12 protein-coding genes are annotated in these 10,221 nt (G+C 73.5%); 7 read left to right on the top strand and 5 right to left on the bottom strand.

Annotated elements, in window-relative coordinates; genetic code table 11:
* Positions 1-307: hypothetical protein (locus QP089_RS47900; RefSeq protein ID WP_285921286.1), on the bottom strand; the 307-nt coding region annotated here is incomplete at its 3' end.
* Entirely contained in the window at positions 304-1,074 is a 771-nt protein-coding gene (locus QP089_RS47895) for a bestrophin-like domain (RefSeq protein WP_285921285.1), read from the bottom strand. The genes QP089_RS47895 and QP089_RS47900, both read right to left, overlap by 4 nt.
* 375 nt (positions 1,075-1,449) lie before the next feature.
* On the opposite strand from QP089_RS47895, the gene kamD reads away from it, so the two are divergent.
* From kamD to QP089_RS47865, 6 genes are all read left to right on the top strand, one after another.
* A complete protein-coding gene (gene kamD / locus QP089_RS47890) occupies positions 1,450-3,072 on the top strand; it encodes a lysine 5,6-aminomutase subunit alpha (protein WP_285921284.1) in 1,623 nt (540 codons plus the stop codon).
* Positions 3,069-3,920, top strand: coding sequence for a lysine 5,6-aminomutase subunit beta (kamE, locus tag QP089_RS47885; RefSeq protein WP_285921283.1), 852 nt, complete (start codon positions 3,069-3,071; stop codon positions 3,918-3,920). Before kamD ends, kamE begins: the two co-directional genes overlap by 4 nt.
* Positions 3,917-4,312, top strand: a complete 396-nt coding sequence (kal, locus tag QP089_RS47880; protein WP_285921282.1) for a 3-aminobutyryl-CoA ammonia lyase — start codon at positions 3,917-3,919, stop codon at positions 4,310-4,312. The genes kamE and kal overlap by 4 nt, the downstream gene beginning before the upstream one ends.
* Positions 4,313-4,900: 588 nt before the next feature.
* Positions 4,901-6,658 (top strand): apolipoprotein N-acyltransferase, encoded by a 1,758-nt coding sequence (lnt, locus tag QP089_RS47875; RefSeq protein WP_285921281.1) that lies wholly within the window; start codon positions 4,901-4,903, stop codon positions 6,656-6,658.
* 5 nt (positions 6,659-6,663) lie between these two features.
* A complete protein-coding gene (locus tag QP089_RS47870; RefSeq protein WP_285921280.1) occupies positions 6,664-7,419 on the top strand; it encodes a polyprenol monophosphomannose synthase in 756 nt (251 codons plus the stop codon).
* A 37-nt stretch (positions 7,420-7,456) separates the two neighbouring features.
* The gene (locus tag QP089_RS47865; protein WP_285921279.1) at positions 7,457-7,999 is read left to right on the top strand and encodes an FxsA family protein; all 543 of its coding nucleotides are present in this window, start codon (positions 7,457-7,459) and stop codon (positions 7,997-7,999) included.
* A gap of 96 nt (positions 8,000-8,095) precedes the next feature.
* Here QP089_RS47865 and QP089_RS47860 read toward each other — a convergent pair whose 3' ends face one another.
* From QP089_RS47860 to QP089_RS47850, 3 genes are all read right to left on the bottom strand, one after another.
* Positions 8,096-8,440 (bottom strand): RNA polymerase-binding protein RbpA, encoded by a 345-nt coding sequence (locus QP089_RS47860; protein ID WP_067472838.1) that lies wholly within the window; start codon positions 8,438-8,440, stop codon positions 8,096-8,098.
* 142 nt (positions 8,441-8,582) lie between these two features.
* Positions 8,583-9,185, bottom strand: coding sequence for an ATP-dependent Clp protease proteolytic subunit (locus QP089_RS47855; protein WP_285921288.1), 603 nt, complete (start codon positions 9,183-9,185; stop codon positions 8,583-8,585).
* Positions 9,185-9,766, bottom strand: coding sequence for a ClpP family protease (locus QP089_RS47850; RefSeq protein ID WP_285921287.1), 582 nt, complete (start codon positions 9,764-9,766; stop codon positions 9,185-9,187). Before QP089_RS47850 ends, QP089_RS47855 begins: the two co-directional genes overlap by 1 nt.
* Before the next feature lie 165 nt (positions 9,767-9,931).
* Here QP089_RS47850 and QP089_RS47845 point away from each other — a divergent pair, with 165 nt between their 5' ends.
* The gene (locus tag QP089_RS47845; protein ID WP_285921278.1) at positions 9,932-10,219 is read left to right on the top strand and encodes a type II toxin-antitoxin system Phd/YefM family antitoxin; all 288 of its coding nucleotides are present in this window, start codon (positions 9,932-9,934) and stop codon (positions 10,217-10,219) included.
* The last annotated feature ends 2 nt before the right edge of the window (positions 10,220-10,221 follow it).

The raw sequence follows: 10,221 nt of genomic DNA, 5'->3' as shown, positions 1-10,221 counted from the left end.
GACCCCGGCGCGGCGGGACGGGCGAGGACGCGCGGGCCTGCGGCCTCGGGGGGGGCGGCGCCGGCTTGGGCGGCGGTTCGGGTGCGGGCTTGGGCGGCGCGGCGCAGCCCGGCGCGCCCGGCCCGACGTTCACGTGGACCTCCCCGTCGATGCACACGCTCACCCCGCCGCCGTTGTCGCCGGTGACCGTGACCGACGACGAGGGGTCGGGCGCCGGGTCGGCGAGCGCGGACGGCGGCAGGGCGAGGGTCCCGGCCAGCGCGCCGGAGATCGCGGCGGGCAGCAGCGGCAGGCGGCGCACCCTCATCCACCTCCGGTGATGCGCCGCAGCTCCGCCGCCGCGCCGGTGAACGCGTCCGGGTGGACGGCCAGGCCGCCCCGGAACACGTGCGCGATGTCGAAGACCAGGTAGATGCCGGCGGCCAGCAGCCCGGCCATCATCCCGAGCGGGATCAGCGTCATCCCGCGCGGCCGGGCCCCGGCGAACAGGGGCAGCAGCATGACGACGATGCCGGTGAGGACGGTCACGACCAGCAGGCCGAGGGGCGGGGTGGTCTTGGCGTCCATGGCCCGCTGGTGGCGCGCCGCGGAGATCTCGGTGAGGTGGTCCAGCACGGTCTGCTGGGCGTTCTGGAGCTCGTCGCTGGACGCCTTCACCGCGATCACCTCGCGGCGCAGCGCGTCGAGCCGCGCCCAGCCGGCGGCGCTGAGCCGGCCGTGCTCGCGCATCAGCCGCCACTCGGGGCCGCGGACGAGCTCGACGTAGTCGCGCAGGTCGGCCTGGACGCGCTGGGCGTCGGCGGCGGGCAGCCGGGAGGCGGCCCAGTACGCCTCGACGACCGCCTGGCTCTCGGCGTAGGTGTTGGACCGGGCCGAGTCGGCCGTGGTCCACGGCACCACGATGGCGATGGCGAAGGCCAGCAGGAACAGCGCCGACAGCATCGCCCCGGTGTGCCCGGTGGTGGGGCCGTCGGGGTCGGGGTCGTCCACGCCGTGCCGCCCCCGCCGTACCAGCCGGCTCGCGAGGATCACCACGATGACGGCGCACACCGCGGCCGCAATATAAATGATCATGCCCCTCCCGGCGGACCGGTCACTCCGCGTGCGGGGCCAGATCCCCGCCCGCGCGCGACTGTGGGTGATTCTAGGCTTACCAAGCGTGTCCATGCCGTGGTTTCGCCTTGGTCGTCACCTGGTGGTGAGCCGGTCGTCGACGGCGGGAAGCAAAGGCTGTCCCATGCCGGGGTTTCGCCCGGGCGGGGGAGCGGGCGCCGCCGGCGGGGAAGGAACGGGCAGGGAGGCGGGCGCGCACCCGCGACCTCAGGGAAGTGCTGTTAGTTCTTGCGATTCACGGTGGTGATGCCGGAAGATCTCCGGTAGAGAACTCGCATAAGAGGACGATTGTCGGCAACCGGCCTGAGAGGGGCGGCAGCGTGAGGGGAGACGGCAATGGCGCCGCAGGGAAAGCTGGACCTCGACCCGCAGGTGGTGGGCGCCGCCCGGCGGCTCGCCGCCCGGGCCGCCGAACCGATCATCCGGATGGCCCGCTCCCACACCACCGTCTCGGTTGAGCGGGCGCTGCTGCGGCTGGCCGGGCTGACCGGCGCCGACGACGAGGGCCGCCCGTGGGCCAACCACCTGGCCGACGCCGTCCGCGGCCAGGTCGGCCTCGAGCACGGCCTGGCGCTGCCGGTGTGGGACGCGCTGCTGACCGGCCCGCACCGCACCCTCGGCGACCTCGCGCAGGCCGCCGCCCGGGGACGGGTGTCGTTCCGGCTGCCCACGGGCACCGACGCCGCGCACGCCCGCGAGGCCGCGACGGCCGCCGCCCGCGGCGGCATCGCCCGCATCGACCGCCGCCGCGCCGAACGCGACGCGCTGCTGGCCGAACTGCCCACCCCCGACGCCGCCGACCCGCCGCGCCCCCTCGTCTACCTCATCGTCGCCACCGGCGACATCTACGAGGACATCCCGCAGGCGCAGGCCGCCGCCCGCGAGGGCGCCGACGTCGTCGCGGTGATCCGCTCGACCGGGCAGTCGCTGCTGGACTTCGTCCCCGAGGGCGCGACCCGCGAGGGCTACGCCGGCACCTACGCCACCCAGGAGAACTTCCGGCTGATGCGCGCGGCGCTGGACGACGTCTCCCGCGAGCTCGGCCGCTACGTCCGGCTGACCAACTACGCCTCCGGGCTGTGCATGCCGGAGATCGCCACCCTCGCCGGGCTGGAGCGCCTGGACATGATGCTGAACGACTGCATGTACGGCATCATCTTCCGCGACATCAACCCCCGCCGCACCTTCATCGACCAGCGCTTCTCCCGGCAGATCCACGCCCGCGCCGGCATCGTCATCAACACCGGCGAGGACAACTACCTCACCACCGCCGACGCGGTCGACGCCGCGCACACCGTCATCGTCAGCCAGCTGCTCAACGAGCGGTTCGGGCACGAGGCGGGCCTCGCCGACGCCCAGCTCGGCCTCGGCCACGCCTTCGAGATCAACCCGGCGATCCCCGAGTCGTTCCGGCTGGAGCTGGCGCACGCCCAGCTCGTCCGCGAGCTGTTCCCCGGCGCGCCGCTGAAGTACATGCCGCCGACCAAGCACATGACCGGCAACATCTTCGCCGGCTACCTGCTGGACGCCTTCTTCAACCTCGCCGGGGTGTTGACCGGGCAGTCGATCATCCTGATCGGGATGATGACCGAGGGCATCCACACCCCCTGGCTGTCGGACCGCGACCTGGCGCTGGAGAACGTCCGCTACGTCCGCGACGCCTGCGGCGCCCTCGCCGAGGACTTCATGCCCCGCCCCGACGGGATGATCGTCCAGCGGGCCAAGCAGGTGCTGTCGGAGTCGGTGGAGCTGCTGGAGCGCATCAACGACGACGGGCTGCTCACCGCGATCGCCGAGGGCACCTTCGGCGTCACCCGCCGCCCCCCGGACGGCGGCAAGGGCCTGGACGGCGTCGTCGAGCGCGCCGACGGCTACGTCAACCCCGCCATCGAGATCCTCGACACCGAGGACCCGCACGCCCGCCGCAGCACGGCCGACGCCCAGGAGGTGCCCGCATGACGGTCGAGACGCACGGGTCGCAGGCCCCGGTCCAGCCCGCCGACACCCGCCAGGTGATCCGCCCCTACGGCGACACCACCGGCGACGGCATGGTCCAGATGTCGTTCACCCTTCCTGTCCCGGCGGGCAAGCGCGCCGACGCCGCGGCGCTGCAGCTGGCCGGGAAGATGGGCCTGGACCCCGCCAGCGTGGTGCACGCCAAGCCGATGGGCCCCGACTTCACCTTCTTCATCGTCTACGGGCGGGTCGGCCACCTCATCGACTACGCCTCCATCCCCGTCCCCGAAGAGCGCGCCTACCCGCTGCTGTCCTCGCAGGAGGTCAACCTCGCCATCCGGGGCGCGCTGAACCGGCGGCTCGTCGTCGTCGGCGCGTGCATCGGCACCGACGCCCACACCGTCGGCATCGACGCGATCCTCAACGTCAAGGGGTTCGCGGGGGAGAAGGGCCTGGAGTACTACCGCGAGATCCAGGTGGTGAACATGGGCGCCCAGGTCACCGTCGAGGAGCTCGTCGAACGCGCCAAGGCCGAGAACGCCGACGCCGTCCTGGTCTCCCAGGTCGTCACCCAGAAGAACGCGCACCTGCACAACACCAAGCAGATGGCCGCCGCGTTCCACGCCGAGTACCCCACCGCCGTCGCCGCCGGGATGGGACGGCCGCTGCTGGTCGTCGGCGGGCCCCGCTTCGACACCGTCACCGAGGAGGACCTCGGCGTCGACCGGATCTTCGGCAAGGGCACCACACCCGCCGAGGTCGCCAGCTACCTCGTCCACGCCCTGCTCCCGGGCCAGGCCGTGCAGGACGCACGGCAGGCGGACGACGACGAAGGAGAGGACCGACGATGAGCGACCCCCGCCAGGGCCTGACCGTCACCCACCGCCGCTACGTGCCCTACGCCCACGCCCACTACGCCGGCGACCTGGTCGACGGCGCCTACATGCTCGGCCTGTTCGGCGACGTCGCCACCGAGGTGTGCATCCGCACCGACGGGGACGAGGGGCTGTTCGCCTCCTACTCCGACGTGCAGTTCCGCGCGCCCGTCCGGGCCGGGGACGTGCTGGAGGCCACCGCCGTCGTCACCCGGGTCGGCACCCGCAGCCGCACGCTGGAGTTCGAGGCGCGGGTGGTGTGCCGAGGCCGTCCCGACAAGGGCGAGTCGTCCGCCGAGGTGCTGGCCGAGCCGATCGTGGCGGTCACCGCCACCGGCACCGTCGTGGTCCCCGCGCCCGGGCGGTGATCGCCCGGGCGGTGACGGCCTCGGGAGTGATCGCCCGGCGGGGCCGGGACGGAATTGGCGCCCAGCCGCGATCATGGGTCTGAGCTGGGAGAACGAAGAGTCGCCGCAGAACATGCGGCGGTTGACAAGGCCCGCGAAGCCGGTAGTTTTGCTGCAGTCCAGCACGGGACTCACCGATCGGCCGCCCGGGGCGCCACCGGGCACCGCGCCGCGGCGGGACGAGAGCGGGCCACACCGGTGGCCGACGCCGTGCCCGCCCGAGCCAGTGCGGTGGTCCGGGCCGGTGCCCGGGCGGAGCCGCCCGATCGCGCGGGGGTTGGACCCGGGAAGGGCCCGGACATCCAGTAGAAAACGGAGACCCGTTCTCACCGCCTGTGGGACGGCTCCGGCCCGACGGATGTCACGGGCCCTCTTCCGCGTCCGCACGCCCCCGCACGCCCCCCTCCCGCCGCGTCCGCGGGGTCGCGCGAGGTCGCGGGCACGTACCGTTGCCGTGGAAGCGGGCATACCGTGACCGGTACGTGGTCGCTCCGGGCACGGCGTGCCGGTAGCGTTCCCGCGAACGGATCGAGTGAACGAGGGGTGGACGTGGCCCAGGAGACCCTCCCGGACCGGCCTCCGGCCAGCGGACCCGCGGACCCGGACGGCGCCCCCGGCACGGCGGGGCGTCCGGGCCGCGCCGCGCGGCTCGGGCGGCGGCTGCGCCGCTTCCTGCGGACCGGCGGGCGCGCCGGCTGGCCCCGCACCCTCGTCGTGATCGGCGCGGGCCTGGCGCTGTGCTCGGCGTTCCCGCCGTTCGACCTCACCCCGCTGGCGTTCGCCGCCGTCGCCGCGCTCACCCTCGCGATACGCGGGCAGGCCGCCCGCACCGGCGGCTGGCTGGGCTTCCTCGCCGGCGCCGCGTTCTTCCTGCCCGCCCTCGACGGGCTGATCCCGGTCGGCCCGGACGCCTGGGCCGTGCTGAGCCTGGTCGAGGCGCTGTACTTCGTCCCGATGGGCGCCGCGATCGCGCTGGTCACCCGGCTGCCCGGCTGGCCGCTGTGGACGGCCGGGCTGTGGGTGGCGCAGGAGGCGCTGCGGGGCCGGGCGCCGTTCGGCGGGTTCCCGTGGGCGCGGCTGGCCTTCAGCCAGACCGCCACGCCCCTGACCCCCTACGCCTCGGCCGGCGGGGCGCCCCTGGTCACCTTCCTGACCGCGCTGGTCGGCGGGCTGCTGGCCTTCGCCGCCCTGGCGGTCTGGCGGCTCCGCCCGTCCCGCCGCAACGCCCCCGATGCCGCCCAGGGCGCGGAACGGCCGGAAGCGGCCGGGCCAGACGCCCGCGAGACGGCCGGCGAGACGACGGCATCCGCGCCGCGCGCACCCGGACGGCGCCGCGCCGCCGCCTCCGCCGCGCTCGCCCTGGCGGTGGCCGCCGCGGTCACCGGAGCGGGCGCGCTCATCCCGACCCCCGCCGACGGCCCGCACGTCACCGTCGCCGTCATCCAGGGCAACGTCCCGCGCCTCGGCCTGGACTTCCTCGGCCAGCGCAAGGCCGTGCTGAACAACCACGTCAAGGCCACCCACGAGCTGGCCGCCGAGATCCGCGCCCGCAAGGTCGCCAGGCCGCAGCTGGTGGTGTGGCCGGAGAACTCCAGCGACCTGGACCCCTACACCGAGCCCGACGCCTACCGGGCCATCGACGGCGCGGTGCGGGACGTCGGCGTCCCGGTCCTGGTCGGCGCCCTCACCGACACCCCCGACCGCAAGAAGGTCGAGAACCGCGGGATCGTCTGGGACCCGGCGACCGGCCCCGGGAACTACTACGTCAAGCGGCACCCCGTGCCGTTCGGGGAGTACCTGCCGTTCCGCGACGTCCTGACCAAGCTGATCAAGCGGTTCGCGCTGATCCCCCGCGACTTCGCCAAGGGCAAGAGGTCCGGGGTCATGCGGCTCGGCCCGGTCGACATCGGCGACGTCATCTGCTTCGAGGTCGCCTACGACAAGGAGGTCCGCGACGCCGCCCGCGGCCGGATCCTCGTCGTGCAGACCAACAACGCCACCTACGGCCGCACCAGCCTGCCGCCGCAGCAGATCGCGATGTCGAGGCTGCGCGCGGTCGAACATGGCCGTACGATCTTGGTTGCCGCGACGAGCGGGATCAGCGCGATCGTCGCCCCGGACGGCCGGATGATCGACCGGTCCAGGGAGTTCGTGCCCGACATCCAGGTCGCGAGCGTCCCTGAGCGCACCGAGCGCACCCTGTCGGACCGGCTCGGCGAGTGGCCGGAATGGGCGCTGGTCGCGCTGGGTATCGGGGCGCTGTGCGCCGCGGCATGGGCGACGGCACGAAAGAACGAGGAGAACTGACACCGATGGAGATCCCAGCCGAGCTCGGCAGGGTGCTCGTGATCGTCCCGACCTACAACGAGCGGGAGAACATCGAGCGCATCACCGGCCGGGTGCGCAAGGCCGTCCCGTCGGTGGACGTGCTGGTCGTGGACGACGCCAGCCCGGACGGCACCGGCGAGGTCGCCGACGCCATGGCCGCGGCCGACGAGCAGGTCAGGGTCCTGCACCGCACCGGCAAGGAGGGCCTCGGCCCCGCCTACATCGCCGGGTTCCGGTGGGCCGCCGAGCACGGCTACGACGTCATGGTGGAGATGGACGCCGACGGCTCCCACCAGCCCGAGGAGCTGCCCCGGCTGCTGGCCGCCCTGGAGGACGCCGACCTGGTCATCGGCGCCCGCTGGGTGCCCGGCGGCAAGGTGGAGAACTGGCCCAAGCGCCGCGAGGCGCTGTCGCGCGGCGCCAACACCTACGCCCGGCTGATGCTGGGCATCCCGCTGCACGACGCCACCGGCGGCTACCGCGCCTTCCGCGCCGCCACGCTCGACAAGATCGGCCTGGACGGGGTCGACTCGCGCGGCTACTGCTTCCAGATCGACCTGGCGCTGCGCGCGCTGCGCAAGGGGCTGCGGGTCGTCGAGGTGCCGATCACCTTCGTCGAGCGCGTGCACGGCACCAGCAAGATGAGCCGGGACGTGATGATGGAGGCGGCGCTGCGCATCACCCAGTGGGGGGTCGCCGGGCGCGTCGGGGGGAAACGTTCGGGGCCGTCCCGGCGTTGACCCCGGTACACGCGCACCGCGACCCGAAAATGGAGCCATGCTGCCGCTAGCACTGGTCCTGGCGTTCCTGCTGACACCGGTTCTGGAGATCTACCTGCTCGTCCAGGTCGGGGAGGCGATCGGCGCCTGGCCGACGATCGGGCTGCTGGCCGCCGAGACCCTGCTGGGCGGCTGGATCGTCCGCCGCGAGGGGCGCCGCGCCTGGCACAGCCTGCAGGAGACCGTGCGGCGCGGCGTCGCGCCCGACCGGGAGCTCGGCGACGCGGCGCTGGTCATGGCCGGCGGCGTGCTGCTGCTCATCCCCGGGCTCATCACCGACGTGGTCGGGCTGGTGTTCGTGCTGCCGTTCACCCGGCCGCTCGTCCGCCGGCTCGCGTCCCGGTACACCGCCCGGCGGATGCGGATCGCCGGCGACCGCGCCTCGATGACCTTCCCCGGCGCCGCGGGCCCCGGCCCGGGCGGTTTCGGGCCGCTCGGCCCGTTCGGGCCCGGCGCCGACGACCGCGACGCCGGCACGCCGCGCGGTCCCGTCGTCCGCGGCGAGGTCGTCGAGGAGGACGACCACCCCTCCCGCACCTGACGCGGCGCCGCCCGGTCCACGCCCGGTCCACGAGGGGACAGGACGACAAAAGGCCCGCACCTCGCGGTGCGGGCCCTTCTCACCGACCTCGGTCGGTCATGCCGATCTCCTGCGCCCCGCACGCAGGATCTCCAGCCGCTCGGCGAGCACCTCCTCCAGGTCCTCCACCGTTCTGCGCTCCATGAGCATGTCCCAGTGAGTGCGCGGCGGCTTGCCCTTCTTGGCTTGTGGCAGCTCCCCGTCGACCCGCAGGGCCGTGGCGCCGCAGCTGCGGCATTCCCAGGTCATCGGCACCTCGGCCTCGGCTGCGAGCGTCACGGTGAACCGGTGGCCCTTCGTACAGGTGTAGTCCACCTCTTGCCGAGGGGCCAGATCGGTGTTGCGATCGTTCTCGTAGCTCGTCGCTCCGAGTCGGGTGCCGCGAAGTGCGCGCTCGGCCATCGTCACGTGCCTCCCAGACGGCTTGCGGTCTTGCCCTGACCAACGCTGGATACCGTCACAAGATTCCCGGATCGCACCGCGCCCAACCCTGCTCTTTGCGGCCGCACCGCGCCGCCCCCGCCGATCGTCCGGCGGGCCGCGGCTAGCCCCGGCCGGTCAGGACGTCGTCGATCAGCCCGTACTCCCTGGCCTGCTCGGCGGTGAAGTAGCGCTCGCGGTCCAGGTCGCGCCGGACGGTCTCGGGGCTGCGCCCGGTCGCCTCGGCCAGGATCGCCTCGGTCCGCTCGCGCAGCCGCAGCACCTCCCGCGCCTGGATCTCCAGGTCGCTGGAGTACCCGCGGGACACCTCGACCGACGGCTCGTGCAGCAGGATCCGCGCGTTGGCCAGCGCCGCCCGCCAGCCCGGCGACCCGGCCGCCAGCAGCACCGCGGCCGCCGAGCCGGCCTGCCCGACGCAGGTCGTCTCGATCTCCGGCCGGACGTAGCGCATCGTGTCGCAGATCGCCATCATCGCCGTCAGCGATCCGCCCGGCGAGTTGATGTACAGCGCGATCGGCCGGTCGGGGTCCATGCCCTCCAGCGCCAGCAGCTGCGCGGTGACGTCGTTGGCGGTGGTGTCGTCGACCGGGGCGCCGAGGAACACGATGCGGTCCTCGAACAGCTTGTTGTACGGCGTGGTCTCCTTGATCCCGTACGCCGTCCGCTCGACGAACGAGGGGACCGTGTAGCGGCCCTCGGCGCGCATCACGACCCGACCCGGTCGGTGCTGTCGATGACGTGGTCGACGAAGCCGTACTCGCGGGCCTGCTCGGCGGTGAACCAGCGGTCCCGGTCGCTGTCGGCCTCGATCCTCTCCAGCGGCTGGCCGGTGTGGAAGGCGGTCCGCTCGGCGAGGGTCCGCTTGAGGTACAGCGACTGCTCCGCCTGGATCTTGATGTCGGACGCGGTGCCGCCGATCCCGCCGTGCGGCTGGTGCATCATCACCCGCGCGTGCCGCAGCGCGTACCGCTTGCCGGGCGTCCCCGCGCACAGCAGCGTCTGCCCCATCGAGGCGGCCATCCCCATCGCCACCGTCGAGATGTCGTTCGGGACGAACTGCATCATGTCGTAGACCGCCATCCCGGCGTCGACCACGCCGCCGGGGGAGTTGATGTAGATGGTGATGTCCCGCTGCCCGTCGTTCGCGGCGAGGAGCAGCAGCTGCGCGTTGACCCGGTTGGCGACCTGGTCGTCGATCTCGGTGCCGAGGAACACGATCCGCTGGGCCAGCAGCCGCTCGTACAGCTGGGCGTCCGCCAGCTGCGGCGCCTCGGCCACCTTCGCCATCGTCCGCGGCGCGAACGTCTCCGGCCGCGGCGCCGGACGGGTCTCCTCTGGTCGGTCGAACATGCACCCTCCGCTCGTCTGTACAGAGCGTACGTTCTGTACGTTTCGTAAACCTACACTCGGCGGCGAGAGGGGGCCAGCGGAGTTCGCTATACGATGAACAGCGTGGAAAAGCCGGTGACGGAGGCACGCAAGGAGTTCGCCGACCTGGTGAACCGGGTCGCCTACACGGGGGAGCGCGTGGCGCTGACCCGGCGTGGGAAGGTGATGGCCGCCCTCGTGTCGGCGGAGGACCTGGAACTGCTGGAGAGCCTGCGCGCAGGGCGCCTCGACCTCACCCGGGCCGGCCCGGCCGCCGGGCAGCAGCCCGAGCGTCCGCAGCACGCGCCGCTGCGGATCGCGGCGGAGTACCGTCCGGGCGGCCCGCCGCGCCCGCCCGGCTTCGGCCGCTGAAC

Source organism: Actinomadura opuntiae (assembly GCF_030283205.1).
Lineage (GTDB): Bacteria > Actinomycetota > Actinomycetes > Streptosporangiales > Streptosporangiaceae > Spirillospora.
Note: the sequence above shows the minus strand (reverse complement) of the source record. Positions and strands in the feature narration are given on the sequence as shown.

Excerpts from the sequence above, each read along its gene's own strand:
- QP089_RS47860 (WP_067472838.1), bottom strand. The coding sequence starts at position 8,440 with ATGGCCGAGCGCGCACTTCGCGGCACCCGACTCGGAGCGACGAGCTAC.
- kal (WP_285921282.1), top strand. The coding sequence starts at position 3,917 with ATGAGCGACCCCCGCCAGGGCCTGACCGTCACCCACCGCCGCTACGTG.
- QP089_RS47870 (WP_285921280.1), top strand. The coding sequence starts at position 6,664 with ATGGAGATCCCAGCCGAGCTCGGCAGGGTGCTCGTGATCGTCCCGACC.
- kamD (WP_285921284.1), top strand. The coding sequence starts at position 1,450 with ATGGCGCCGCAGGGAAAGCTGGACCTCGACCCGCAGGTGGTGGGCGCC.
- kamE (WP_285921283.1), top strand. The coding sequence starts at position 3,069 with ATGACGGTCGAGACGCACGGGTCGCAGGCCCCGGTCCAGCCCGCCGAC.
- QP089_RS47855 (WP_285921288.1), bottom strand. The coding sequence starts at position 9,185 with ATGCGCGCCGAGGGCCGCTACACGGTCCCCTCGTTCGTCGAGCGGACG.
- QP089_RS47865 (WP_285921279.1), top strand. The coding sequence starts at position 7,457 with ATGCTGCCGCTAGCACTGGTCCTGGCGTTCCTGCTGACACCGGTTCTG.
- QP089_RS47895 (WP_285921285.1), bottom strand. The coding sequence starts at position 1,074 with ATGATCATTTATATTGCGGCCGCGGTGTGCGCCGTCATCGTGGTGATC.
- QP089_RS47850 (WP_285921287.1), bottom strand. The coding sequence starts at position 9,766 with ATGGCGAAGGTGGCCGAGGCGCCGCAGCTGGCGGACGCCCAGCTGTAC.